This is a genomic window from Nocardia sp. CNY236 (assembly GCF_000482385.1).
Taxonomy (GTDB): domain Bacteria; phylum Actinomycetota; class Actinomycetes; order Mycobacteriales; family Mycobacteriaceae; genus Nocardia.
On record NZ_AXVD01000007.1, the window covers coordinates 206975 to 231838 of the forward strand.

24 protein-coding genes are annotated in these 24864 nt (G+C 65.4%); 15 read left to right on the forward strand and 9 right to left on the reverse strand.

Going from position 1 to position 24864, the window contains the following annotated elements; translation table 11 throughout:
• Window positions 1-29 precede the first annotated feature (29 nt).
• Window positions 30-854: an alpha/beta fold hydrolase gene (locus tag K940_RS0107125; protein ID WP_028476964.1), complete on the reverse strand. Its 825-nt coding sequence runs from the start codon at window positions 852-854 to the stop codon at window positions 30-32.
• Window positions 855-1029: 175 nt separating this feature from the next.
• On the opposite strand from K940_RS0107125, the gene K940_RS0107130 reads away from it, so the two are divergent.
• Window positions 1030-3816, forward strand: coding sequence for an AAA family ATPase (locus tag K940_RS0107130; RefSeq protein ID WP_081706198.1), 2787 nt, complete (start codon window positions 1030-1032; stop codon window positions 3814-3816).
• 25 nt (window positions 3817-3841) lie between these two features.
• On the opposite strand, the gene K940_RS27280 is transcribed toward K940_RS0107130, so the two are convergent.
• The 3 genes from K940_RS27280 to K940_RS32240 all read right to left on the reverse strand — a co-directional run bounded on the left by K940_RS27280 (window position 3842) and on the right by K940_RS32240 (window position 5953).
• A complete protein-coding gene (locus K940_RS27280; RefSeq protein ID WP_231390278.1) occupies window positions 3842-4657 on the reverse strand; it encodes a hypothetical protein in 816 nt (271 codons plus the stop codon).
• Window positions 4657-5469, reverse strand: a complete 813-nt coding sequence (locus K940_RS0107140; protein WP_155980775.1) for a MerR family transcriptional regulator — start codon at window positions 5467-5469, stop codon at window positions 4657-4659. The genes K940_RS27280 and K940_RS0107140 overlap by 1 nt, the downstream gene beginning before the upstream one ends.
• Before the next feature lie 286 nt (window positions 5470-5755).
• Window positions 5756-5953: a hypothetical protein gene (locus K940_RS32240; RefSeq protein ID WP_155980776.1), complete on the reverse strand. Its 198-nt coding sequence runs from the start codon at window positions 5951-5953 to the stop codon at window positions 5756-5758.
• Window positions 5954-6704: 751 nt separating this feature from the next.
• On the opposite strand from K940_RS32240, the gene K940_RS32870 reads away from it, so the two are divergent.
• Complete coding sequence (locus K940_RS32870; RefSeq protein WP_028476967.1) at window positions 6705-6917, forward strand: hypothetical protein; 213 nt, start codon at window positions 6705-6707, stop codon at window positions 6915-6917.
• A complete protein-coding gene (locus K940_RS0107160) occupies window positions 6910-7401 on the forward strand; it encodes a hypothetical protein (RefSeq protein ID WP_028476968.1) in 492 nt (163 codons plus the stop codon). Before K940_RS32870 ends, K940_RS0107160 begins: the two co-directional genes overlap by 8 nt.
• Here the strand turns inward: K940_RS0107160 and K940_RS0107165 are convergent.
• From K940_RS0107165 to K940_RS0107185, 5 genes are read right to left on the reverse strand one after another with little or no spacing between them, the layout of a single operon-like run.
• Window positions 7349-8227 carry a phosphoribulokinase gene (locus K940_RS0107165; protein WP_028476969.1) on the reverse strand — a complete coding sequence of 293 codons (879 nt, stop codon included), beginning with the start codon at window positions 8225-8227 and terminating at the stop codon, window positions 7349-7351. The two genes, K940_RS0107160 and K940_RS0107165, sit on opposite strands and share 53 nt — an antisense overlap.
• A gap of 12 nt (window positions 8228-8239) precedes the next feature.
• Window positions 8240-9355 carry a class 1 fructose-bisphosphatase gene (locus K940_RS0107170; protein WP_028476970.1) on the reverse strand — a complete coding sequence of 372 codons (1116 nt, stop codon included), beginning with the start codon at window positions 9353-9355 and terminating at the stop codon, window positions 8240-8242.
• Complete coding sequence (locus K940_RS27290; RefSeq protein ID WP_051406954.1) at window positions 9340-10383, reverse strand: AAA family ATPase; 1044 nt, start codon at window positions 10381-10383, stop codon at window positions 9340-9342. Before K940_RS27290 ends, K940_RS0107170 begins: the two co-directional genes overlap by 16 nt.
• The gene (locus K940_RS0107180) at window positions 10373-10795 is read right to left on the reverse strand and encodes a ribulose bisphosphate carboxylase small subunit (RefSeq protein ID WP_028476971.1); all 423 of its coding nucleotides are present in this window, start codon (window positions 10793-10795) and stop codon (window positions 10373-10375) included. The genes K940_RS27290 and K940_RS0107180 overlap by 11 nt, the downstream gene beginning before the upstream one ends.
• A 21-nt stretch (window positions 10796-10816) precedes the next feature.
• Entirely contained in the window at window positions 10817-12259 is a 1443-nt protein-coding gene (locus K940_RS0107185) for a form I ribulose bisphosphate carboxylase large subunit (RefSeq protein ID WP_028476972.1), read from the reverse strand.
• 149 nt (window positions 12260-12408) lie between these two features.
• Here K940_RS0107185 and K940_RS0107190 point away from each other — a divergent pair, with 149 nt between their 5' ends.
• The 12 genes from K940_RS0107190 to nuoK all read left to right on the forward strand — a co-directional run bounded on the left by K940_RS0107190 (window position 12409) and on the right by nuoK (window position 24864).
• The gene (locus K940_RS0107190) at window positions 12409-13278 is read left to right on the forward strand and encodes a LysR family transcriptional regulator (RefSeq protein WP_028476973.1); all 870 of its coding nucleotides are present in this window, start codon (window positions 12409-12411) and stop codon (window positions 13276-13278) included.
• A gap of 60 nt (window positions 13279-13338) precedes the next feature.
• On the forward strand, window positions 13339-13749 hold the full coding sequence (locus tag K940_RS0107195; protein ID WP_028476974.1) for a response regulator transcription factor: 411 nt from the start codon (window positions 13339-13341) through the stop codon (window positions 13747-13749).
• A 528-nt stretch (window positions 13750-14277) separates the two neighbouring features.
• Window positions 14278-14658 (forward strand): NADH-quinone oxidoreductase subunit A, encoded by a 381-nt coding sequence (locus K940_RS0107200; protein WP_028476975.1) that lies wholly within the window; start codon window positions 14278-14280, stop codon window positions 14656-14658.
• Window positions 14659-14709: 51 nt separating this feature from the next.
• Window positions 14710-15264: an NADH-quinone oxidoreductase subunit B family protein gene (locus tag K940_RS0107205; RefSeq protein ID WP_028476976.1), complete on the forward strand. Its 555-nt coding sequence runs from the start codon at window positions 14710-14712 to the stop codon at window positions 15262-15264.
• A complete protein-coding gene (locus tag K940_RS0107210; protein ID WP_028476977.1) occupies window positions 15261-16037 on the forward strand; it encodes an NADH-quinone oxidoreductase subunit C in 777 nt (258 codons plus the stop codon). Before K940_RS0107205 ends, K940_RS0107210 begins: the two co-directional genes overlap by 4 nt.
• Window positions 16037-17371, forward strand: coding sequence for an NADH dehydrogenase (quinone) subunit D (gene nuoD, locus K940_RS0107215; protein ID WP_028476978.1), 1335 nt, complete (start codon window positions 16037-16039; stop codon window positions 17369-17371). The genes K940_RS0107210 and nuoD overlap by 1 nt, the downstream gene beginning before the upstream one ends.
• Window positions 17368-18084, forward strand: coding sequence for an NADH-quinone oxidoreductase subunit NuoE (nuoE, locus tag K940_RS0107220; RefSeq protein ID WP_028476979.1), 717 nt, complete (start codon window positions 17368-17370; stop codon window positions 18082-18084). Before nuoD ends, nuoE begins: the two co-directional genes overlap by 4 nt.
• On the forward strand, window positions 18081-19403 hold the full coding sequence (gene nuoF / locus K940_RS0107225; protein WP_028476980.1) for an NADH-quinone oxidoreductase subunit NuoF: 1323 nt from the start codon (window positions 18081-18083) through the stop codon (window positions 19401-19403). Before nuoE ends, nuoF begins: the two co-directional genes overlap by 4 nt.
• Window positions 19400-21883 (forward strand): NADH-quinone oxidoreductase subunit G, encoded by a 2484-nt coding sequence (locus K940_RS0107230; RefSeq protein ID WP_081706199.1) that lies wholly within the window; start codon window positions 19400-19402, stop codon window positions 21881-21883. Before nuoF ends, K940_RS0107230 begins: the two co-directional genes overlap by 4 nt.
• A complete protein-coding gene (gene nuoH / locus K940_RS0107235; RefSeq protein ID WP_036527760.1) occupies window positions 21876-23741 on the forward strand; it encodes an NADH-quinone oxidoreductase subunit NuoH in 1866 nt (621 codons plus the stop codon). The genes K940_RS0107230 and nuoH overlap by 8 nt, the downstream gene beginning before the upstream one ends.
• Complete coding sequence (locus K940_RS27295; RefSeq protein ID WP_036527762.1) at window positions 23738-24568, forward strand: NADH-quinone oxidoreductase subunit J; 831 nt, start codon at window positions 23738-23740, stop codon at window positions 24566-24568. Before nuoH ends, K940_RS27295 begins: the two co-directional genes overlap by 4 nt.
• On the forward strand, window positions 24565-24864 hold the full coding sequence (gene nuoK, locus K940_RS0107245) for an NADH-quinone oxidoreductase subunit NuoK (RefSeq protein WP_028476983.1): 300 nt from the start codon (window positions 24565-24567) through the stop codon (window positions 24862-24864). The genes K940_RS27295 and nuoK overlap by 4 nt, the downstream gene beginning before the upstream one ends.

Genomic DNA, 24864 nt, shown 5'->3' on the forward strand with positions numbered 1-24864 from the left:
GTGGGAACGCTGATGGATGGCTGGTGAATTCAGCTGTTGAGGAATTCGAGCAGGTCGGCTTCGAAGGCGGTGCGGAATTCCCCGTACAGCCCGTGTGGTGCGCCGGGATAGACGCGAAGGGTCGAATTCATGATCAGCTCGGCCGACTTCACCGCCGAGTCGTGCAGCGGGACGATCTGATCGTCATCACCGTGGGCCACGAGCACGGGAATATCGATGCGTTTCAGATCCTCGGTGAAGTCGGTTTCGGAGAACTGGGCGATGCATTCGTAGGCGGCCCGGATCCCCGCCTGCATACCCAGTCGCCAGAACGCACGACGAGCACCCTCGGAGGTCGGTACGCCTGGCCGGTTGAAGCCGTAGAAGGTCTCACTCAGATCCCAATAGAATTGGGAGCGGTCGGTGGCGACACCGGAGCGGATCGTGTCGAACACCTCCATCGGGGTGCCGTCGGGGTTGGTGTCGGATTCGACCATGACCGGCGGTACCGCACCGAGCAGGACGGCCTTGGCTACCCGAGCGCTGCCGTGGCGGCTCAGGTAGCGGGCCACCTCCCCACCGCCGGTGGAGTGGCCGACGAGCACCGCATCGTGGAGGTCGAGCGTCTCGATCAGTTCGGCGAGGTCGTCGGCGTAGCGATCCATGGTGTTGCCGTCCCAGGTCTGGCTGGATCGGCCGTGGCCGCGGCGGTCGTGGGCGATGGCGCGGAAGCCGTTCTCGGCGACCAGGCGAGCCTGCTCGTCCCAGGCGTCGGCGCTGAGCGGCCACCCGTGGCTGAACACGACCGGCCGTCCGGTGCCCCAGTCCTTGAAGAAGATCTCCGCGCCGTCTGTTGTGGTGAATGTCGAGGTCATGCCGATAAAGCTACGAGTCCGAGTACCCCCGACGAATCAGTCGAACGACTGCACCGACGACTGCACCGACGACTCAGTCCTTCCGAATCGATGACGCAGTCACCTGCCAGCTATCGAACCTTCGTGGGTGAAAGCGCAGTCAGCTGCTGCACCAGCCTCTTGCTAGTCTGCGTCGGTGGATAGTCGGATTTCGCCGCTCTCGGTCACTACCAGTGACGTGCTGACCACCACACCGAACGTTTCGCCACGTCTCGTCGGTCGCGAGCGGTATCTTTCATTGCTGCGGGGCTTACTCGATCGAGCTGTCGCGGGCGACGGATCGGCGCTGGTCCTGCATGGCGAAGCCGGCATCGGAAAATCGGCATTGCTGGCCGCTGTTCGGGATATGGCGATCGAGCGGAGACTGACCGTCCTGTCGGCAGTCGGCGTCGAGAACGAGGCGGGACTGCCCTTCGCCGGACTGCATCAGTTGCTGCGCCCGCTCATGTCCAAAGCAACGATATTGCCACCGAAACACCAGCGCACACTGAACGTCGCGCTCGGGCAGGAGGACGGCACCGCAGACCTGTACTCGTTGGCAATGGCCGTGCTCCAGTTGGTCGGCGAGGCCGCCGCACAGCACCCTGTCGTCTTGATCGTCGATGACCTGCAATGGCTCGACAGCTGTAGCGCCGAAGTGCTGAGCTTCGTCGCTCGCCGAGTCGGCAGCGACGCGGTTCTCGTCTTGTGCGCCGCTCGCGCCGGGCGGGCGGATCCGGCGCCCCTGGCGGGACTGCCCGACCTCGACGTCGACCCACTCGACGATCGCGAAGCCACCGCACTCCTCGACAGCCGTGCCCCGGCACTGACAACCACCGTTCGGCAGCGACTGCTCGAGCTGGCGTCGGGCAACCCCTTGGCGCTGCTCGAGTTGCCCCGAGCGCTGCACCAGACCAACACTGACCGGGTGGTCGAGGAGTTCCCCCTCACCCCACGTCTCGAAAACGCCTTCGCCGACCGCTACGCCGAGCTCAGTGATCCGGCCCGCGCACTCGTGGTGGTCTTGGCGGCCGACGTCACCTGCGATCTACGTCGACTGCTGCAGGCAGCCGCCGCACTCGCCGACACCGCGGTTACGACCGCACACCTGCAGGAAGCGCTGGACGTCGGCCTGGTCGAGTTATCCGGCGCGGCAGCGCGATTCCGGCATCCGTTGATGCGTTCGGCCGTCTACGTCCGCGCGTCACTGACTCAACGACTCGGTGCACATACCCGCTTGGCCGACGTACTCGCCGAATTCCCCGACAAACAACTGTGGCATCGGGCAGCAGCAACTCTCGGATTGGACGACACCCTCGCGGTGCAACTCGCAGACTACGCCCAACGCTCCGAGGCGCGGGGAGCGATGATGGCCGCAGTCAACGCATTGCAACGAGCGGCCGCTCTGTCCGAGAGCCCGGAGCGCTCCACCGCGCTGCTACTGCACGCCGCGGAAATCACCACCGAAATCGGCGCCCGCCGCGAAGCCCAGGACCTGGTCGATCGAGTAAACCTAGGCGCATTGGGTCCGATCGAACGAGCCCGGCTGGCCAATATTCAGGAAGTCATCGCCTTCAGCCGACACGACCCCGAATCTCGGATATTCGAACTTGTCGACATCGCCGCACAGGTCATGGGCAACTCCGATCTCGCCGCCGAGCTGCTGTGGCGGGCCGCTTCGCGTTGCCTGTTCCAACAAGCCTCGCTCGACGCTCGCACGGCCATCGCCAACCAACTCGACATCCTCGACCTGCCTGCACACGACCCCCGACAGCTTGCCATCGACGCCTACACCATGCCCTGCGACCGTGGTCCCGCTGTACTCGAACAGCTCGAGCGGCTGACCCCGGACCGCTCCGATGGTGACGCCATGCGCTTCCTCGGCTATGCCGCGTTGTTCCTCGGGGACTTCCGTCGTGGGTGCGCCTATATCGATACCGCCGCCGCTGTCGGACGCGATCAAGGACGCCTCGGACTGCTCGCAGGAATTCTCGGTGCCGGAAATTGGAGTCGTATCTGGCTCGGCGAGTGGGATACGGTCCTGGCCGAAACCGAGGAGTCTCGGGCCTTTGCCGAGGCAACTGGCGAAGAATTCCACCTGATCGCCGGGCGCGCCAACCTGGCCATGATCGCCGCACTGCGCGGAGAATTCGAGCTCGCCTACGATCATCTGCGCGAGATCCACGCCAGCCCCTTGGCTACCGGCATGCGGGGCATTCACGTCGCTGCTCAACAAACCCGCGGCATCATCCATCTCCTAGCGGGCCGCGCCGACGACGCCTACACGGCTCTGCACCGCGTCTACGACCCGGCCGACCCGGTCAGCCACCCCATGCGATGCTGGTGGGTCGCTCCCGAACTCGCCGACGCCGCAGTCGCCGCAGACAAAGTCGACGCCGCCCGACAGTTACTGACCGAACTACCACCCCTGGCAGTGCGATTGCCTGCCCCGATGCTCGGCGTCGTCGACGAATACACGCGAGCGGTTCTCGCCGATGATGCCGATGCAGACACCGCCTATTCCGAGGCACTCGAGCGTGGTGTGGGCTCTTGGCCGCTCTATCGCGCCCGGCTTCACCTGCATCACGGTCGCCGGTTGCGCCGCCAGCGCAGGTTGTCGGAGGCCCGCGAACCACTGCGGGCGGCCCGTGACACTTTCGATGCGCTCGGCGCCAATCCGTGGGCAGACGCCGCGCGTAACGAACTGCGTGCTGCTGGCGAGGCCAGCGCACGCCGGGCGCCCAGCGCCCGCGACCATCTCACTCCGCAAGAGCTCCAGATCGCGACGCTCGCCGCCGACGGACTCACCAACCGGCAAATCGCGGAGAAGCTCTACCTGTCGCATCGGACGATCGGTTCCCACCTGTATCGCATCTACCCTCGCCTGGGTATCAGCCGCCGGGTCGAACTCGCCGAAGCTCTCAAAGCCGCTGGCACGTCGTAGTTCGCCCGGTCGTCATGGTGAGCCGCTATCGCGGCACGTGTGCTGGTTCATCGACATACACGCTGATGCGGGTGACCTCCGCGGTGATTCGTCGCGACGGCAGCAGAGCGGGAAGTCGAGCGGTGACCGGGCGAGCAAGAGTTAGATCGATATTCGTTCCGTCAGCGTTCGGGAGGTGCAGACGGCCGTCCCTGACAGTGGGTGCGGTTTCGGTGAATCGGTGCCTGGACGTGATCGACTCGATGTCCGTCCGATCGACGACGGCCACGACAGCGCCGGATCGACGGAGCACCAGGGACGTGTCGGTCAGAAAGTGCGGGCTGGTCAGATGAATCGCCAAGTGTCCCAGCAGCGCGACCAGCGACCACACCGAGGCAACCGCGACGCTCACCCGAACCCACGTCCACGGTAGAAGCAGATGCAGGACAATGATCTCGAGGAGGGTCGCGACTGCGAACGCCACCGGCATTGCCAGCGTTCCTCGACGCGCGTCGAGAACGAGCGCACCCGCCTCGACTTCGGAGTGACGTCCACGGATCCACAGCCACAGCGCCCGGTAGGCTTTGAGTTCGGCGCGTACAAACGGCCGAAACGGCGAGTGGCCGACCATGTTCACAGCCGCATCCCGAAGCCTCGCACCTCGACGGCGCGCAACCACGATCGCGAAGACAAGCGTCACGATCATGGCGCACGCGAGAGGAATTTCCACCGCGACGAAAAGCAGCACGGCCTGATGAGCACTGACCACACCGGCCGCCAACATCGCGGCATCGATGACGAGAACGGCTGCCGCCACCACCTGCGCAGCGTGTCCCCATCGTCGAATCGACTCGAGCATCATCAGAGATCCACATCGGTCGAGGATCGGGTGATCAGATCTCGGTGCACCCGACGAACGACTTCTCGTTGCGCGAGGTCGGGGATCAGATCATCGAGCGAAATCGCGCCGATACTGCCGTCGGCCTCGGCCGCTTCCTCGGATAGCTGCATGATCGCTGTCCACTGCTGACCGAAGAACTCGAGGAACCGGGCTGCGAGCGAGTCGATCTCGGATTCCGCCGAACCCGGGCTGCGCCCTTCGAGATGCGACCATTCGGCAAGCAGGGACATATACCGCTCGCGCTGACGGTCATCGGTCATCGTTGCTTCGTAAGCGGCGAACAACGCCTTCGGAGTGCTCACCGACAGCGACACGGCCTCGACCAGGTCTCGGTCGAGTCGAACAGCCGAACCGACCGCGACCGACGTAGCCCCGTCGATAGCGTCGGACAGGGCAGCTTCCAGGGTCGTCGGCAGCGCCGAGATCCGGTTGCCGCGTTCGGCCTCGGCCAACATCGCCGCGAGCGCAGTGCGCCGGCTGGCGAGTACAGCCTGTTCCTTCTCGATGCCGACGATCAACGCCCGAAGATCCGCCACTACGTCTCGATCGTCTTCGCTCGACTTCTCCTGCGCGAGTATGGCGGCGACCGATCCGAGCGGAACCCCGTTCGTTGCCAGCCAACGAATTCGCATGAGACGGACGGCATCGCTGATCGTGTACTCGCGGTAGCCGTTGGATCGACGGTGCGGCTCGTTCAACAGACCGAGACGGTGGTAGTGACGCACCGCTCTCGTCGTTGTGCCGGCAAATTCGGCGAGCTGGCCTATTCGCATGAACCAAGTCTCGACCACGACCCAACGTCAAGGTCAACCGAGCAGGTCGCCCTCCCACAGCGAAACGGCTGAACCTGCTCGTCGTACCGAGCGCCGATCTCGACATTGCAGCTTCATCGCCACCTGCAAATGCACCCAGCAGTCGTCCGGCAGGTGCATGCGATGACTCTCCCACAGCTGCCGCGCCCGGGTATCGGTTAGCTCTAGCAAGTACGCGTAGCACATTACTTCCGCCAACGGCCCATCCGCGTGCACAGAGGTGCGATCGATCGGCTTCCGGTCACGCTCAGCTGTCATCGTGGGTCACGATGATTCCCAGAAAGCTCTGTGCCAGTTCGTCGGCGACGTTCTGCGCTTGTTCAGCGCTGGCGGTGAAATCAAGTCTCAGGGAGCCGTATTCGATGTGGATGTGCCGGACGCGGCGCGGTTGACGAGGTAAATCCCCGTGGCCTCTGGCTTCGACCGACAGATGATTCGGGATCACAGCCGCCTCCGATCACCGCGGCTTCGTGATAGCCGGTGCGACCTGTCCGGCATCGACGAGCGCTTCCAGTGCGGCGGCTCTCCCGGGCAGCGGTTGGCGCGGCAAGCGACATGGATCTGCATCACCGAGTGTGCTTGCGGGACTGTGAACGACATGGTTGGTGGCTGGTGGGCGTCGCAGCAGGTTGACGGTCGGTGAGGGATTGGGTGATGGCCATTGGATCGGAACCTCCGGGCTGGCCGACAAGGAGTTTCGGGCCGACGGGCGCGGTGATGGGTTACTGTGGGCGTATCGTAGGTGTTTGCCCAGTTCAAGCCGCAAAAATATAGGTGAGGGTGATGGTGCGAGCGCGGGAATGGACCGGCTTCGAAGCAGCCGCACTCCAAGAAGCGATGCGTAGGTCGATCCGTGAGTTCGCGGCGCACCTCGGCGTCGAGACGGCTGATCGATCCTGCCATCGTTGCTCAGCTGCGAACCAGCACGCACCTGAGCATCGCGCGGTACGAGACACTCGATCCGTCCGAACTGGTTCCGGCGCTCAGGAAGCAGCGCCAGTGGCTCGATGAACTAATCGAGCAGTGCCGCCGCCCGGCGCAGCGACGCCAGCTATTCGAGATCTGGAGTGAAACATCGGGACTGCTCGGCTACATCGCCGTTGGGTGCGCGAACTTCTCACTTGCCCGGGCCTATTGCCTGGAATCGTTTCAGCTCGGCGAGTACACAGAGGACAGAAACCTCACCGCATGGGCGCGTGGCCCTGAGCGCGAGCGCCGACCTCGACGCCGCGGCCGACATCATGCTCGAAGCCCTCGACCCATCCAGTGGCACGCCCATGATGCAAGTTCGTCGCCGTGGGCTGGAGTTTGTGCGCGACGCAGCTGCCCGGTGGGGTGACACACCTTCACTCAGGGCTATCCGCGACATGGTAGCCAGCGTGAACAGCCCGGATGCGCAGCATGAATAGTCAACGCCTGCAGCCTCTCAAAGGGCGGGTCGGCCAACTCGGCCACTACTGGTTCCTGACCTTCGAGCACGCACCGGATCTGCACGCGCTCACCGAATCGTGCCAGCAGAAGGTAGATACGACGTACTTCGAACCAACTCGTGCGGACGGCCTTCACCTCACACTGGACCGAATCGCGCACGAAGGTGCACCTACGCCGGAGCAGCTGGCATCGTTCGAAGGGCTTGCGACACAAGCAGCTGCAGCTGTCGAGCAGATAGCTGCGACCAACGGCAAGGTGGAGGTCACAGCGACCGAGGCGGTGTTGGTGGCGCTCAAACGGCGGGAATTCTCGTATTCGTGGCGGATCGTTGCACGGGTCTTACTCGACGGCGAAGTCGAGAACAAGCCGAGCAGTAGTCGTCGTTCGAGCGGGCGAGTATCCGCGGCAATCATGCTGTCCGCTTCGGCCGCTTGTCCATCAGTCGCAGGATCAGCGGGGTGAAGATCAATTGCATGGCGAGTTCCATCTTCCCGCCGGGTACCACGATGCAGTTCGGCCGCGACATGAACGAGTCGTGCAGCATCGACAGCAGATACGGGAAGTCGATGACCTTCGGGTCGGCGAACCGGATCACCACGAAACTCTCGTCTGCCGTCGGAATGGTGCGTGCGATGAACGGATTGGAGGTGTCCACCGTCGGCACCCGCTGAAAGTTGACATACGTCCGGGAGAACTGCGGGCAGATGTAGGTGACGTAGTCCGGCATCCGCCGCAGGATCGTGTCGATCACTGCCTCGCTGGAATAGCCTCGCTCGGTTTTGTCCCGGATCACCTTCTGAATCCACTCCAGATTGATGATCGGAACCACGCCGACCAGAAGGTCGGTGTATCGGGCGATGTCCACCGTCGCGGTGACAGCCGCGCCGTGCAGTCCTTCGTAGAACAACAGGTCGCTGCCCGGCGCGAGCTGCTCCCACGGGGTGAATGTCCCCGGCGGTCGACCATATGGGTGGGCCTCGGCATCGTCGTGAAGGTATCGACGCACCATTCCGACGCCGGATTCGCCGTAGTCACGAAACAGCGTCTCCAATTCCGGCAGCAAGTTGGCCTCCTCACCGAAATGCGAGAACCGCAGATCGCGGTTCTGCTCGGCCTCGGCCATCGCCATCTGCATCTCGCTGCGGTCGTAGCGGTGGAACGCATCGCCTTCGACAATCGCTGCGTCGATCCCTTCCCGGCGGAATATCTCCTGGAAGGTCCGCGTCACGCTGGTCGTGCCGGCGCCGGAGGAACCGGTGATCGCGACGACCGGATGCTCGACCGACATGAGTCCTCCCGTTCAGCGTCTTACCGGGCGAAACAGCGACCGCGTGCCGAACAGCGAGGCGTCGAAACTGCGACCCTCGTCGTGTTCGCGGTGGTACCGCTCGATGCGCTCGACTTCATTGCGGGAGCCGAAGATCAATGGCACCCGCTCGTGAATGTGGCGGGGCGCCACGGCCAGCACCCGTTCGGAGCCGGTGATCGCCGCCCCGCCGGCCTGTTCGACGATGAACGCGATCGGATTCGCGCCATACAGCAGCGCGACCCGACCAGGATGTGCGGCGGGCCGAGCGTCTCGCGGATACAAATAGACACCGCCACGGGTGAGGATATGGAAGGTGTCTGCCACCAGCGACGCCACCCAGCGCATATTGAAATCACGCCCGCGCGGACCGTCCACGCCGTCCAAACATTCGTGTACGTAGCGCTGCACAGGTGGTTGCCAAAACCGTTCGTTGGCGGCGTTGATCGCGAAACCCGAGGTGTCGGCCGGGATGCGCATCTGCGGGTGGGTCAGCACGAATGCGCCGATCTCCCGGTCCAAGGTGAAGCCGTCCACCCCGCTGCCGGTGGTCAGCACCAGCATGGTCGCCGGACCGTACACGGTGAACCCTGCGCAGACCTGTTCGGTGCCCGGCCGCAGAAAGTCGTCGGCGGTCAGGATTCCGCCAGAGGTTGTGCCCTGCACACGCGCCGGGGCGCGCAGTACGCTGAAGATCGTCCCGACCGGCAGATTCACATCGATATTCGACGATCCATCCAACGGATCGAACACCAACAGGTACTTCCCGTGGCGATGCGCGGCCGGCACTGGCCGAATCCCGGTCATCTGCTCCGAGAGCAGTCCCGAGAGATGACCGGTCCATTGAGTTTCGGCGACGATGATCTCATCGGCGATCACATCCGGTGTGCGATGTAGCGCCGCATCGTCGGGCGTGACCGCCGAGATCACGGCCGGGTCGGCGAGCGCTGGGATCGGTTGCGCGATCGCACCCCGAGTGGCCTGGTTGGCGACGATCTTCGCAGCGGTGGCGATCGCATTGAGCAGCCCGGAGAATTCTCCGGACGACCCGGGGTGGCGATGCTCTTGTTCGATGGTGTAACGGGTGAGGGTCTTCAGTCCTTCGGGCATAGCGGCTCGATCTCGTCATGCGGCGGCTCGGTCATCTCGCCGGGCGGCGCCGGGAGGGTGAACACGCTGCTGCCGTAGACATCCTGGGCGGTGAGCGTGGTCACGTCGATCCTGGTCAGTGGTCGGTGCAGGTCCACCAGACGCTGCGCCTGGCGTAACCGGCACCGGTCGAGTGCGTTGCGTACGCTGCGGGCATTGGCGAAGCGCGGACGCGGCATGCGCCGGGTCAGATACTCCCCGAACGCCTCTCGTGCCGCGGCGTCGAAGCGAAAGTTCTCTGCAGCCACCATGAGTTCGGCGATGGTCAGCAGTTCCGCATGGGCGTAGTCGGCGAACTCGATGTGGTGTGCCACCCGGGAGGACAGTCCCGGGTGGGCCGAGAAGAACCGCTCCATCCGATCGCGATATCCGGCGAAGATCACCACCAGGCTCGTGCGCTCGTTCTCCATCTCCTGCAGCAGGATCTCGATCACCTCCTGCCCGTAGTCGCGCTCGTTCTCGGGCCGGAACAGGTAGTACGCCTCGTCGATGAACAACACGCCGCCCGCTGCCCTGGCCAGCGCCTCCTTCGTTTTCGGTGCGGTGTGGCCGATGAACTGGCCCACCAGATCGTCGCGCGTGACGGCGTGGACCGTCGGTGTGCGGACATAGCCCATCGCGTGCAGCATCTGTGCCATCCGCAGCGCCACTGTTGTCTTGCCGGTGCCCGGGCCGCCGGTGAAGCTCATGTGCATCGTCGGGCGCGATGCCGTCAGGCCGAACCGCTGCCGAGCGCGATCGATCAACAACAGTGCGGCGATCTGGCGAACACGTCGTTTCACGGTGGCCAGCCCGACGAGGTCGGCCTCCAGTGCGCGCAAGGTCTGCTCGACGTCGTGCCCGGCGAGATCGCTCGACAGATCCAGGACCGCGTTCTGCCCCAGCACGGCAGGCACATCCGATTCGTTCGGCGCTGACGCGACCGTGCCGACTACCTCCGCTTCCTGCCGATACAGCCGGAATCCGGTGCCACTGCTCTCAGCTGCCATATCGGGATCCCGGGCGAACGCTGGTCGCATACGAGTGCAGGCCGTACTTCTGGCGACGGTCCGGACCCTCGGTGCGGGTCAGTACGAAGCCGGGCTCGTCGGCCGGACGCTGCACGAGGAAGCTCACCGCCGTGGTCTGCCGGGTGTAGCGGGCATCATAGGCCAGTACACGCACGTAGTGCCGGGGGAAGGTGGCTCGACAGGCGGTGATCTCGGCGAGCACACCATCGGGCTCGTCGAGATCGAACAGCGGCAGCCCCCACATCTCCCAATAGGCATTGCGCGGATGCGGATCGTCGGTGTATTCGATCGAGACCGGCCAGTTGTTCAACAGCGTGTAGCGCACCTGGGCGGAGATCTGGTCGTCGGTCAGGGGCGGCAGGTAGGAAAACGTTCCGTGACGCAGGTACATGGAGGGTCTTTCTCGTGAATCTCAGCGATTGGCCGTCGGCACGGCGTCCGGGGCATCGGTGGAGGTGTAGTCGAACGTGACCTCGCCCCAGGTCGCCAACGCCACGTCGAGTGGTCGGCAGATCTCGGCAGCCTTGCGCAAGATCGCAGGTCCGTCCTGCACGAGGTCGCGGCCTTCGTTGCGGGCCTGCACGACCGCCTCCAATGCCACCCGGTTCGCTTCGGCGCCCGCGGCGATACCGAGCGGATGGCCGATGGTGCCGCCGCCGAACTGCAGGACCACGTCGTCGCCGAACAGATCGAGGAGTTGGTGCATCTGTCCGGCGTGAATACCACCCGACGCCACCGGCATCACGCCAGGCATGCTCGCCCAATACTGGTCGAAGAAGATTCCGTTGGCCGGCTGGGTGCGAATCTCGTTCTCGCGCAGTGTGTCGTAGAACCCTCGGGTGGTGGCCGGATCGCCTTCCAGTTTACCCACCACGGTTCCCGCGTGCAGGTGGTCGACGCCGATCAGCCGGCACCATTTGGCCAATACTCGGAAGCTCACCCCATGCGTCTTCTGCCGGGTATAAGTGGAATGGCCGGCCCGATGCAGATGCAACAACACTCCGTTGCGTCGCGCCCAGTGCGACATCGACTGCATCGCGGTGAATCCGACAGTGAGATCCATCATGACGACCACACTGCCGAGATCTTTGGCGAACGCGGCGCGTTCGTACATTTGCTCCATCGTCGCCGCGGTGATGTTGAGATAATGCCCTTTGATCTCACCGGTCTCGGCCATTGCCCGGTTCACGCCTTCCATGGCGAACAGATACCGGTCACGCCAACGCATGAACGGCTGCGAGTTGATGTTCTCGTCGTCCTTGGTGAAATCCAAGCCGCCCTTGCAGGCTTCATAGATCACACGACCGTAGTTGCGGGCCGACAGACCGAGTTTCGGTTTCACCGTGGCGCCCAGCAGTGGCCGACCGTACTTGTTGAGATATTCCCGTTCCATCACCGTGCCGTGCGGCGGACCCTGGAACGTCTTCACATACGCGACCGGAATGCGTATGTCTTCCAAACGCAGGGCCAACAGTGGCTTGAAGCCGAAGACATTGCCGATGATCGAGGAGGTCAAGTTGGTGATCGACCCTTCCTCGAACAGATCGAGATCGTAGGCGACATACGCGAAGTACTCCCCCGGCCGGCCGGGAACCTCGTCGATGCGGTAGCACTTGGCCTGGTACCGCGAATGCGCGGTCAATCGGTCGGTCCACACGACAGTCCATGTCGCAGTGGACGATTCGCCGGCCACCGCCGCTGCCGCTTCGATCGGATCGACCCCGCGCTGCGGGGTCACCCGGAAAACGGCGAGTACATCGGTGTGCGCCGGTTGGTAATCCGGCGCGTAATAGCCCATCGACGCATAGGATTGGACACCCGGATCCCAGCGGTCACGGTCGGTATCGTCGGCCATGGTTCCTCCTGCTGTGGCGCGGACAGACACCCGAACACCAGTGGTCGGAATGCCTGGAGATTTCCAGGATGACGGGCCGGATACCGACGAACAATTTGATTGTTCCTCGCAATACCCAATGAATTCGTCGTGTTTGTTACCGTCGGTGAATGGGTACGGTGAGCGCGGCGCGGATGGAAACCTTCGTGGCCGTGGCTCGCCGGGGAAGCATCCGTCGAGCCGCCGCCGAGCTGCACGTCACCGAAGCGGCTGTGTCCGCAGCGGTCGCGCACATCGAAAAACAGCTCGGCGCCACGCTCATCGCAAAATCCGGGCGCGGCATCGTGCTCACCGAGGCCGGCCGGATCTATGCCGACTACTGCCGCGGCATCCTCGGGCTGATGCGCGAGGCTCAGACCGCGGTCCGCCGGGCCGAAACCGGGCGACTACGGATCGGGGTGGTGGCCACCGCTGGCGAATACGTGTTGCTGCGACCGCTGGCGGCGTTCCGGCGCCGGTTCCCCGAGATCGAGCTGAGTTTGTCGGTCCAGCCTCGTGATCTGCTGTTTCTCGAACTGCAACACCACGAAACGGATCTCGTCATCGCAGGTCGTCCGCCCCGGGATGCTGGTTTGGTAGTACGCGCTCGCCGGCCCAGCTGTTTGGTCGTCGTCGGGGTGCCCGAGCTCGACCCGATGCACACCACCTGGTTGCTGCGCGGCCGCGGGTCCGGTACCCGCGAGGCCACTGTCGGCCTGCTCGACCAACTCGGCATCGAACCACCCACCCTCACCCTCGGCTCGCACGGTGCAGCCTTGGCAGCCGCGCGCGAAGGACTGGGCGTCACCCTGATACACAGCGACGCGATCTCCCACGAAGTCGGCCAAGGCGTGCTGCGGGTCCTCCCGGTGCCGGGCACCCCGCTCGATCGACCCTGGCACGCCGTCACCTCCCGCACCCCGGCTCCAGCCACCCGCCTGTTCTTGAGCCATCTGCTCGACCCCGCCGAGGTCGGCCCCGACGCCTTCCACGCGCACTGATCGTGCCGCGACCTTCACGATCTCCCCGCGCGCTTCCCCTCGCGGGCGTACCATACCGTCGTGGCCGATTCCACGCACTCCACCCCGTTGCGGGTTCTCGTCTACAGCAGCGATGCCGATACCCGGCACCAGGTGGTCTCCGCCTTGGGTACCCACCCGCACCCCGATCTACCGGAACTCGACTGCATCGAGGTGGCCACGGCCGCGGTCGTGATCGCGCGGATGGATGCCGGCGGCATCGACCTGGCTGTTCTCGATGGCGAGGCGGCGCCCGCCGGAGGGCTCGGCATCGCCAAGCAACTGAAGGACGAAGTCACCTCCTGCCCGCCGATCCTGGTTCTCACCGGCCGCGCGGACGACGCGTGGCTGGCGAGTTGGTCGCGTGCCGAAGCCGCGGTAGCCCATCCCATCGACCCGATCCGTCTCGCCGAGACCGTTGTCGGGTTGCTGCGCCGTCGGCCCGCGGCGTGAGCTCACGGCTCGGCGCCCGCCGGTTGACGCTATTCATAGCGATCATGGATTAATCTCCCGGTAGGTTCTGATGGGTGTATCCACCGCACACGCGCCGAGCCCCTGCACTGCACCCCGTCTCACGCGGATGCGCAGCGGGCAGGCACCGGCTCACCGACGGCAGTGAACGCGCCGACCACCTGCTGGTCGACGCCGAACCGGGGACGGCGAGCTGCGACATCGCCTGCGCCGAGCGGTGCGCAGCGTCGAGCCGGCTCTTCATGCGGTGAGCATCGCGCGACGATAGAGGTCGATTACCCCCGATTCGGTCATAAATCGTTGTACTGAATTCGATCAAACGAGGTCGCCAATCCGGCTGCAGTCGTCCCTTCCGGTTGTAGGCTGTGCCTTGTCTCACAAGGGAACGGATCAGGTAATGACTCCCCGGTGGCGCGCCGCGGAGCGAGCCCGACCGAGGCGGACAACGACGTCGGCCCGCCGCGGACGCTGTTACCCCAGCCGCCGCTCGCAAGGAGGGGAAGTGCAGTCGTGAATATCGAGGTGCCGATTCTCGTCCTCGGCGCGATCGCGGCGGCGTTCGCGCTGTTCTCCATTGCCGCGGCGGCATTGGTCGGCCCGAGACGCTACAACCGGGCAAAGCTGCAAGCCTACGAGTGCGGTATCGAACCCACTCCCCATGCCGTGGCCGGCGGACCGGGAAGCATTGCTGGGCAACGATTTCCGGTGAAGTACTACCTCACCGCCATGTTGTTCATCATCTTCGATATCGAGATCGTGTTCCTCTACCCATGGGCAGTCCACTTCGATGCGCTCGGTCTGTTCGGCCTCGCGGCAATGGCGCTGTTCATCGTCAACGTCTCGGTGGCCTACGCCTACGAATGGCGGCGCGGCGGGCTCAGCTGGGAGTGATCGCCGCACACCAGTTTTCGCAGCAGACGAGTGGAAGCGAGTCAGGAGAAGATGGGTCTCGAAGAACAGCTGCCCAGCGGTTTTCTGCTGAGCACTGTGGAGGATTTCGCCGGATACCTGCGTAAGGGCTCTTTGTGGCCGGCCACCTTCGGCTTGGCCTGCTGCGCCATCGAGATGATGGCCACCGGCGCAGGTCGGTTCGATATCGCCCGCTTCGGTATGGAGGCCTTCCGCGCCTCGCCACGGCAGGCCGACCTGATGATCGTCGCAGGCCGGGTGAGCCAGAAGATGGCTCCGGTACTGCGCCAGGTCTATGACCAGATGACCGAACCGAAATGGGTCCTGGCGATGGGTGTCTGCGCCTCCTCTGGAGGGATGTTCAACAACTACGCCATCGTCCAAGGCGTCGACCACGTCGTACCGGTCGACATCTATCTACCTGGGTGCCCACCACGGCCGGAGATGTTGCTCAACGCAATCGTGGCACTGCACGAGAAGATCCAGCAGATGCCGCTCGGCGTCCACCGCGCCGAAGCCATCCGCGCTGCCGAACAGGCCGCGCTGGCCTCGACACCGACCATCCGAATGGAAGGTTTGCCGCGATGACCGCCGACACCTCGGGCAATGCCGGCAGCCCGCGCGCGCACGACCCGGTCGACGCCGCAGCCACCGCCGGCCCCGAAGGCACAGTGCCCGAAGAGGTTTCCACGAGCCCGGATGCGGAAGTGGTCGGCGTACGTCATGGGATGTTCGGCGTCGCGGGCACCGGCGACACGTCCGGCTACGGCCGGCTGGTCCGTCCGGTCACGGTGCCCGGCCAGACCCGGGCACCCTACGGCGGCTACTTCGACGACCTGGTCGCCGCGCTGCGCGCTGCGCTCACCGCGACCGGCGCCCGCCCGGACGCCGCGCTGGAGAAGGTGGTCGTCTTTCGCGGCGAACTCACCGTGCACGTGCGGCGCGAGCACCTACTCGCCGTTGCCGCAGCGCTACGCGATGACGCCGCGTTGCGTTTCGAACTGTGCCTGGGTGTCAACGGCGTGCACTATCCGAAGGATTCCGGGCGCGAACTGCACGCGGTCTACCACCTCATGTCGATCACCCACAACCGCCGCCTCCGGGTGGAGGTGGCCGCACCGGACGTCGACCCGCACATTCCCTCCCTGTTCACGGTGTATCCGACCACCGACTGGCACGAACGCGAAACCTACGACTTCTTCGGCATTCGCTTCGACGGGCACCCCTCGCTCACCCGAATCACCATGCCCGACGACTGGCGCGGTCACCCCCAACGCAAGGACTACCCGCTCGGCGGGATACCGGTCGAGTACAAGGGCGCGCGGGTGCCGCCGCCCGACGAGCGGAGGACATACAGCTGATGAGCGACACCGACACCAGACCCGACACCACCGGCGACACCGGTCCGGAGCCCGCCTCGGTCACGGTTGCCGGGCAGGACTGGCAACAGGTGGCCGAGACCCTTTCCGGCGCCGGCGAAGAACGCATCGTGGTGAACATGGGTCCGCAACACCCGTCCACCCACGGCGTTCTTCGACTGATCCTGGAGATCGAAGGTGAGACGGTCACCGAGGCGCGCTGCGGGATCGGCTACCTGCACACCGGAATCGAGAAGAACCTCGAGTTCCGCACCTGGATGCAAGGGGTTACCTTCGTCACGCGCATGGACTATCTGTCGCCGTTCTTCAACGAAACCGCCTATTGCCTCGGAGTCGAGCAACTCCTCGACATCACCGAGCAGATCCCGGAACGCGCCACCGTCGTCCGCGTGATGCTCATGGAGCTCAACCGCATCTCGTCGCATCTGATCGCGCTCGCCACCGGAGGCATGGAACTCGGCGCCCTCACTCCGATGCTGTTCGGGTTTCGCGAACGCGAACTCATTCTCGATGTGTTCGAGTCGATCACCGGATTGCGGATGAATCACGCCTACATCCGTCCCGGCGGGCTGGCCCAAGACCTGCCCGACAATGCGGTCACCGCAGTGCGTGAACTACTCGCGCTGCTACCCACACGGCTGCGCGACATGGAACACCTGCTGTCGGCGAACCCGATCTGGAAAGCACGTACCCGCGGCATCGGCTACCTCGACCTGTCGGGGTGCATGGCCCTGGGTATCACCGGGCCTGTGCTGCGCGCGACCGGACTGCCACACGACCTGCGCAAGGCGCAACCCTACTGCGGGTACGAGACCTATGAATTCGATATCCCCACCACCACCGGCTGCGACTGCTACGGCCGCTACGCCATTCGGGTGGCGGAGATGAAGGAGTCGCTGAAAATCGTGGAGCAATGCCTGGACCGGCTGCGGCCGGGGCCGGTCATGGTGGACGACCGCAAGATCGCCTGGCCCGCCGACCTACAGCTCGACACCGACGGACTCGGCAACTCCTCCCGACACATCGGCAGGATCATGGGTACGTCCATGGAAGGGCTGATCCACCACTTCAAGCTGGTCACCGAAGGCATCCGCGTTCCGGCGGGCCAGGTGTACACAGCGGTGGAGTCGCCGCGCGGCGAACTCGGCGTACACATGGTCAGCGATGGCGGCACTCGCCCCTACCGCGTGCACTATCGCGACCCCTCGTTCACCAATCTGCAAGCAGTCGCCGCCATGTGCGAGGGCGGCATGGTTGCCGACGTGATCGCATCGGTCGCCAGCATCGACCCGGTCATGGGGGGAGTGGACAGATGACGGACATCCTGATCAAGCTCAGCCGCCGACCCGAACCCTACGCACCCGAGGTGCACCAGCGGCTCCAGGCCGACGCCACCCAGATCATCTCCCGCTATCCCCATCCGCGGTCGGCGCTGCTTGCGCTGCTCCACCTGGTGCAGTCCGAAGACAGCCACGTCACCGCCACCGGAATCGAATTCTGCGCCGAACAGGTGGGTCTGACCGTTGCCGAGGTCACCGCGGTCGCCACCTTCTACTCGATGTTCCGGCGCACCCCCACCGGCGATTACCACATCGGTGTATGCACCAACACACTGTGCGCCGTCCTGGGCGGCGACGCCATCCTCGCCACCCTCGAACGGCACCTGGACATCGAACCCGGCCAGACCACGCCGGACGGATCGATCACCCTCGAACACATCGAGTGCAACGCGGCCTGCGACTTCGCGCCGGTGATCATGGTCAACTGGGAGTTCTTCGACAACCAGACTCCCGAGTCGGCGCGTGCCCTGGTCGATGCACTGCGGGCCGGGAAGACCGTCACACCCACCCGAGGCGCACCATTGTGCACATTCACCCAGACCGCGCGAATCCTGGCCGGATTTCCCGATACCCGGGAGGGAGTGCTCGACGGCGCGGCCGGGGATGCGACACTCGCCGGTCTCCGAGTCGCCCACGCCCAAGGCATGCACGCACCCCGAGCGGACGAAGACCGGGAGGTCGCCGAATGACCCTCACTCCGGTCCTGAGCGCCTATTGGGACGATCCACGATCCTGGACGTTGGACGCCTACGTGCGCCACGACGGATACCAGGCGCTGCGCACCGCCCTGCAGATGCCTCCCGACCACGTGATCCAGACCGTCAAGGACGCAGGTCTGCGCGGCCGCGGCGGCGCGGGATTCCCCACGGGCATGAAATGGAGCTTCATCCCGCAAGCCCCCGGCGCGGACGGCGCCGGGGAACCCCACTACCTCGTCGTGAACGCCGATGAGTCGGAACCCGGCACCTGCAAGGACATTCCGCTCATGCTGGCAACGCCCCACGCACTGATCGAAGGCGTGGTCATCGCCGCCTACGCCATCCGCGCGGCGCACGCGTTCATCTACGTTCGCGGCGAAGTCGTTCCGGTACTGCGCCGACTGCAGGCCGCGGTCGCTCAGGCCTACGCCCACGGCTTCCTCGGCCGCGACATCCTCGGTTCCGGCTATGACCTCGAGCTGGTGGTGCACGCCGGCGCGGGCGCATACATCTGCGGCGAGGAGACCGCGCTGCTGGACTCGCTGGAGGGGCGCCGCGGGCAGCCGCGCCTGCGCCCGCCGTTCCCCGCTGTCGCCGGCCTCTACGCTCGACCGACCGTGGTGAACAATGTGGAATCGATTGCCAGCGTGCCACCGATCATCCGCAACGGCGTCTCGTGGTTTCGCTCGATGGGCACCGAGAAGTCCCCTGGCTTCACGCTCTACTCGCTGTCGGGCCACGTAGCTCGGCCCGGACAATACGAGGCGCCGCTGGGGATCACGCTGCGCGAGCTGATCGGCCATGCCGGCGGGGTGCGTGCCGGGCATCGCCTCAAGTTCTGGACCCCGGGCGGATCGTCCACCCCGCTGCTCACCGATGAGCACCTCGACGTCGCGCTCGACTACGAGGGCGTCGCGGCCGCCGGCTCGATGCTCGGCACCAAGGCATTACAGATCTTCGACGACACCACCTGTGTGGTGCGCGCAGTCCTGCGCTGGAGCGAGTTCTACGCACACGAATCCTGCGGCAAGTGCACCCCGTGCCGCGAAGGCACCTACTGGCTGGTTCAACTGTTGGATCGAATCGAAGCCGGCGATGGCACCGAACAGGACCTGGACACGCTGCTCGATATCAGCGACACCATCAACGGCAAATCGTTCTGCGCCCTCGGCGACGGCGCGGCGAGCCCGATCATCTCCTCGCTGCAGTACTTCCGCGACGAATACGCCGAGCATCTGCGGCTCGGGGGCTGCCCATTCGACCCGGAGCATGCCACCGCCTGGGCCGAGTCAGGAGAACACGTGCGATGACCGCCATCGTCAGTAACAACACCAGCGGCCTGGCTGCGGCCGACCTGGTGACCGTGACCATCGACGGCACGTCCGTCGGGGTAGCACCGGGCACCCTGCTGATCCGGGCGGCCGAGATGATCGGCATCCAGATTCCCCGCTTCTGCGACCATCCCCTGCTCGACCCGGTCGGCGCCTGCCGCCAGTGCCTGGTGGAGGTGGAAGGCCAACGCAAACCGGTCGCCTCCTGCACGGTCGCCGTCACCGACGGCATGGTGGTGCGCACCCAACTCACCTCCCCGGCCGCCGACCGCGCGCAGGAAGGCGTGATGGAGCTACTGCTGATCAACCATCCGCTCGACTGTCCGGTGTGCGACAAGGGCGGCGAGTGTCCGCTGCAGAACCAAGCGATGTCCACCGGGCGCGCCGACACCCGATTCGATGGACGCAAACGCACCTTCCCCAAACCGATTCCGCTGTCCACGGCCGTGCTGTTGGACCGCGAACGCTGCGTGCTGTGCGCCCGCTGCACCCGCTTTTCCCAGCAGATCGCAGGCGACCCGTTCATCGAACTGATGGAACGCGGCGCGCTGCAACAGGTCGGCACCGCACAGGCCGAACCATTGGATTCCTACTTCTCCGGCAACACCGTCCAGATCTGCCCGGTCGGCGCACTCACCGGAACCTCCTACCGGTTCCGAGCGCGCCCGTTCGACCTGGTGTCCAGCCCGAATGTGTGCGAACACTGCGCCTGCGGCTGCGCCCAGCGCACCGATCACCGGCGCGGCACGGTGTTGCGTCGCCTGGCGGGCGACGATCCACTGGTCAACGAAGAATGGAACTGTGACAAGGGGCGCTGGGCCTTCGCCTACGCCACCGAACCGGACAGGCTGACCACTCCGCTGGTGCGCGGCCCCGACGGCGCCCTCGCCCCCGCCTCGTGGTCGGCCGCACTCACCGCGGCCGCGGCGGGTTTGTCCGCGGCCGCGGGCAACGCCGGCGTGCTCGTCGGCGGCCGCGTCACCGAGGAAGATGCCTACGCCTACGCCAAGTTCGCACGCATCGCCCTGGGCACCAACGACATCGACTTCCGTGCTCGCCCGCACTCCGCCGAAGAGGCGCAATTCCTCGCCGCACGCGTCGCAGGCTCGGGGACAACGGTGACCTACGATGCCCTGCAGTGCGCTCCCGTGGTGCTGCTGGTCGGGTTCGAACCCGAGGAGGAGGCGCCGATCGTCTATCTGCGGCTCCGCAAAGCCGCCCGCAAGCACGGTGTGGCGATCCATGCGCTGGCGCCGTACTCCTCGCGGGGACTCGACCGCATGTCCGGCCACCTGCTACGAGCGATCCCAGGGGCCGAGCCGCAGGTGCTCGACGCCCTCTGCACCGGTGGGACCACCCCGCCCGGTGTGCATCCCGACCAGGCGGCCGACCTCGCGCGGCTGCTGCGCGCTCCAGGTGCGGTGATCATGGCAGGCGAACGCCTCGCCGGCATCTCGGGCGCCCTCTCGGCGACTGCGCGCCTGGCCGAGGAGACCGGAGCAGCTCTCGCCTGGGTTCCACGCCGGGCAGGCGAACGCGGTGCGGTCGAAGCCGGCGCGTTGCCCGGTCTGCTGCCCGGTGGTCGACCTGTTGCGGATCCTCGTGCACGTCAACAGGTTCGAACCGTATGGAACGCAGCCGAGCTGCCGACCCGAGCCGGCCGCGACACCACCGGCATCCTCGCCGCCGCCCCCGACCTCGGCGCACTGGTGATCGGCGGCGTCGACGTCACCGACCTGCCCGATCCGCAGGCCGCCTTGGCCGCCATCGATGCAGCACAGTTCGTGGTCAGCATGGAACTGCGACACAGCCCGGTCACCCACCGCGCCGACGTGGTCTTCCCGGTCGCCTCGGCGATGGAGAAGCCCGGCACCTACCGCACCTGGGAAGGACGACCGCGCCCGTTCGCCGCCGCCCTCGGCGACGACATGGTGCGCCGCCGGGCCGCACCACTGTCGGATCTACGCGTACTGCACGCCCTCGCCGAGCACATGTCGGTGCGGGCGGGCGTGACCGATGTCGAGACCGCCCGCGCCGAACTCACCGAACTCGGCGCCTGGGATGGCACCTTCATCGACGCACCCGAACACCCCGCGCCCGCGCTACCGCGACCGCGGCGCGGCAGCGCAGTATTGGCCAGCTGGCGCATGCTCCTGGACACCGGCCGCATGCAGGACGGCGAACCGAATCTCGCCGGCATCGCCCGACCGCCGGTGGCGCGCCTGTCGGCCACGACCGCCGCCGAGATCGGCGCGAGCGACGCCGATGCGGTCACCATCACCACAGACCGTGGTGCGGTCACTGTGCCGCTGATGCTCGACGACCTGCCCGACCGGGTGGTCTGGCTGCCCCAACACTCACCTGGCTGCTCCATCACCGAACACCTTGCCGCGCAGCCGGGTTCCATCGTGCGCATCCAGCGCGCGGAGGGCACTGCGAAGGAACACCGCCATGAGTGATCCAGCAACACTCCTCGTCGCCTCCTCCGAACCAGCCGGCTTCGGCCACGACCCGCTGTGGCTCGTACTGGTGAAAGCGCTCGGCATCTTCGTCTACGTCATTCTCGTTCCGCTGGTCGCCGTACTGGCCGAACGCAAGATCGTGGCCCGCATGCAGATGCGCATAGGCCCCAACCGAACCGGGCCTTTCGGTTCCCTGCAAAGCGTCGCCGACGGCGTGAAGATGGCCCTCAAAGAAGACATCGTCCCGGCGATCGTGGACAAGCCGATCTACATTCTGGCGCCGATCATCTCGGCGGTGCCGGCGTTCATGGCCTTCGCGGTGATCCCCTTCGGCCCCCAGGTGTCGATCTTCGGCGTCGACACCATGTTACAACTCACCGATCTGCCGGTGGCGGTGCTGTATATCCTGGCCATCACCTCCATCGGAGTCTATGGCATCGTGCTGGCCGGATGGTCCTCGGGTTCGACATATCCCCTGCTGGGCGGCCTACGCTCGACCGCGCAGGTGATCTCCTACGAAATCGCGATGGCGCTGTGCTTCGCCGCGGTATTCCTGCTCGGCGGCACGATGGCGACCTCAGGGCTGGTCTCGGCGCAAGAAGGCACCTGGTATGTGTTCTTGTTGCTGCCATCGTTCCTGATCTATTGCGTCGCGATGGTCGGCGAGACCAACCGGGCGCCGTTCGACCTGCCGGAGGCCGAAGGCGAACTGGTCGGCGGCTTCCACACCGAGTACTCCTCACTCAAGTTCGCAATGTTCATGCTGGCCGAATACGTCAACATGGCAACGGTCTCGGCGCTGGCGACGACATTGTTCCTCGGCGGCTGGCGTGCGCCGTGGCCATTGAACATGTGGGACGGCGCGAACTCCGGGTGGTGGCCACTGCTGTGGTTCACCGCAAAAGTCTGGATGTTCCTTTTCGTATTCATCTGGTTGCGCGGAACCCTGCCCCGGCTGCGGTACGACCAGTTCATGAATCTCGGATGGAAACTGCTCATTCCGACCTCACTCGGTTGGGTGATGGTCGTCGCCACTGCCCGGGTTCTGCAGGCCGAAGGCTACAACGTGCAGACACCGATCTTGGTGCTCGGCGGCCTGCTGGTCACGGGCCTGCTCGTTGGGCGATTCTTGTGGGCAGGCCGGGCGCCGGCGCCACCACCGCCACAGCAACCCCCGCCCACCGAATCGCCGGTCTTCCTCGGCTTCCCGGTACCGCCGCTGCCCACCGACGCCCACGCCCACGACATCACCCGCGCCAAGGCCGGGCTGCTCGACCCGTTGTCGGGCTTTGCGGTCACCGCCGCGACCATGTTCAAGAAACCGAACACCGAGTTCTACCCCGAAACCAAAACACCCACCGCGCCGCGCTACCACGGTAGGCATCAACTCAACCGACACCCCGATGGCCTGGAGAAATGCATCGGCTGCGAACTGTGCGCTTGGGCCTGCCCGGCGGACGCGATCTACGTCGAAGGCGCCGACAACACCGCCGCCGAACGCTACTCCCCGGGTGAACGCTACGGTCGCGACTACCAAATCAACTACTTGCGCTGCATCGGCTGTGGATTGTGTGTCGAGGCCTGTCCCACCCGAGCACTCACCATGACCAACGACTACGAGATGGCCGACGACAACCGCGCCGACCTGATCTACGACAAAGGTCGACTCCTGGCCCCGCTGCAACCCGGCATGACTGCACCGCCGCACGCTATGTACCCCGGCGCAGACGAGACCGACTACTACCTCGGCCGAGTTCCCGGTAGCCCGCCCAGTCACGCTGTCGCCGAGCCCGATGCCCCGGACGATGTCGCGAAACGACCCGCCACCGCCCGAGCCGAAGGAGCAGCCCAATGACCGAGTTGCTCCTCGCTGCAGCGCCGTTGACCGGAACCTCCACTGGTGAAGCCGTGCAATTCTGGCTTCTCGCTCCACTGGCGGTGCTGGGCGCATTGGGAATGGTGTTCGCCCCCAAAGCCGTGCACTCCGCGTTGTGCCTGGCCGCGACGATGATCGCGCTGGCAGTGTTCTACATCGCACAGGATGCGCTGTTCCTCGGCGTGGTGCAGATCGTGGTGTACGCCGGCGCGGTCATGATGTTGTTCCTGTTCGTGCTGATGCTCGTCGGCGTCGATTCTGCCGAATCTCTGAAAGAAACCATTCGCGGTCAACGGCTCGCCGCCATCGCCGTCGGAGTCGGCTTCGGGGTGCTGCTCGGCAGCGGCATCGCCCATGGCATCCGCGCGTCCGACATCACCTTCCCTGCCTCCGGTTTTCCTGGCCGTGACGTGCTCGGCGAGCTGGCCGAGCTGATCTTCGTGCGGTTCCTGTGGGCCTTCGAACTCACTGGCGCGCTGCTGATCACCGCAACCATTGGCGCGATGGTGCTCGCCCACCGCGAACAGTTGCTGCCGCGCGCCGGACAGCGGGAACTGTCACAGCGTCGATTCCGCGAACCCGGGCATCGGGCAACCCCGCTGCCGACCCCTGGGGTCTATGCCCGGCACAACGCGGTCGACATCCCGGCGCAACTGCCCGATGGTTCGTTCGAGGAACTGTCGGTCAGCACCGTCTTGCGGCACCGCCGCACCCGGGCGCTCACCGAATCGGCCGCCCTCTCGGTCGGCTCCCCGCGGGATCCGAGCGGGTCCGACACCCCCAGCGACGAGGAAGGCGACCGGTGAATCCCGAGAACTACCTGTACTTGTCCGCGCTGTTGTTCACCATCGGCGCGGCCGGTGTGCTACTGCGGCGAAACGCCATCGTGGTGTTCATGTGCATCGAACTGATGCTCAACGCGGTGAACCTCGCGTTCGTCACGTTCGCCCGGATGCACACCAACCTCGACGGCCAGGTGTTCGCGTTCTTCACCATGGTGGTCGCCGCCGCCGAGGTGGTCGTCGGCCTGGCGATCATCATGACGATCTTCCGCACCCGCCGCTCGACCTCGGTCGACGACGCCAACCTGCTGAAGTTCTGA

Coding starts and splice junctions, on each gene's coding strand:
- K940_RS0107230 (WP_081706199.1), top strand. CDS start 19,400: ATGACCGCCATCGTCAGTAACAACACCAGCGGCCTGGCTGCGGCCGAC.
- K940_RS0107180 (WP_028476971.1), bottom strand. CDS start 10,795: ATGTACCTGCGTCACGGAACGTTTTCCTACCTGCCGCCCCTGACCGAC.
- K940_RS27290 (WP_051406954.1), bottom strand. CDS start 10,383: ATGGCAGCTGAGAGCAGTGGCACCGGATTCCGGCTGTATCGGCAGGAA.
- K940_RS0107190 (WP_028476973.1), top strand. CDS start 12,409: ATGGGTACGGTGAGCGCGGCGCGGATGGAAACCTTCGTGGCCGTGGCT.
- nuoH (WP_036527760.1), top strand. CDS start 21,876: ATGAGTGATCCAGCAACACTCCTCGTCGCCTCCTCCGAACCAGCCGGC.
- K940_RS0107140 (WP_155980775.1), bottom strand. CDS start 5,469: ATGCGAATAGGCCAGCTCGCCGAATTTGCCGGCACAACGACGAGAGCG.
- K940_RS0107160 (WP_028476968.1), top strand. CDS start 6,910: ATGAATAGTCAACGCCTGCAGCCTCTCAAAGGGCGGGTCGGCCAACTC.
- K940_RS0107125 (WP_028476964.1), bottom strand. CDS start 854: ATGACCTCGACATTCACCACAACAGACGGCGCGGAGATCTTCTTCAAG.
- nuoD (WP_028476978.1), top strand. CDS start 16,037: ATGAGCGACACCGACACCAGACCCGACACCACCGGCGACACCGGTCCG.
- K940_RS27280 (WP_231390278.1), bottom strand. CDS start 4,657: ATGATGCTCGAGTCGATTCGACGATGGGGACACGCTGCGCAGGTGGTG.
- K940_RS0107185 (WP_028476972.1), bottom strand. CDS start 12,259: ATGGCCGACGATACCGACCGTGACCGCTGGGATCCGGGTGTCCAATCC.
- nuoE (WP_028476979.1), top strand. CDS start 17,368: ATGACGGACATCCTGATCAAGCTCAGCCGCCGACCCGAACCCTACGCA.
- K940_RS27295 (WP_036527762.1), top strand. CDS start 23,738: ATGACCGAGTTGCTCCTCGCTGCAGCGCCGTTGACCGGAACCTCCACT.
- K940_RS0107165 (WP_028476969.1), bottom strand. CDS start 8,227: ATGTCGGTCGAGCATCCGGTCGTCGCGATCACCGGTTCCTCCGGCGCC.
- K940_RS0107210 (WP_028476977.1), top strand. CDS start 15,261: ATGACCGCCGACACCTCGGGCAATGCCGGCAGCCCGCGCGCGCACGAC.
- nuoF (WP_028476980.1), top strand. CDS start 18,081: ATGACCCTCACTCCGGTCCTGAGCGCCTATTGGGACGATCCACGATCC.
- K940_RS0107205 (WP_028476976.1), top strand. CDS start 14,710: ATGGGTCTCGAAGAACAGCTGCCCAGCGGTTTTCTGCTGAGCACTGTG.
- K940_RS0107170 (WP_028476970.1), bottom strand. CDS start 9,355: ATGCCCGAAGGACTGAAGACCCTCACCCGTTACACCATCGAACAAGAG.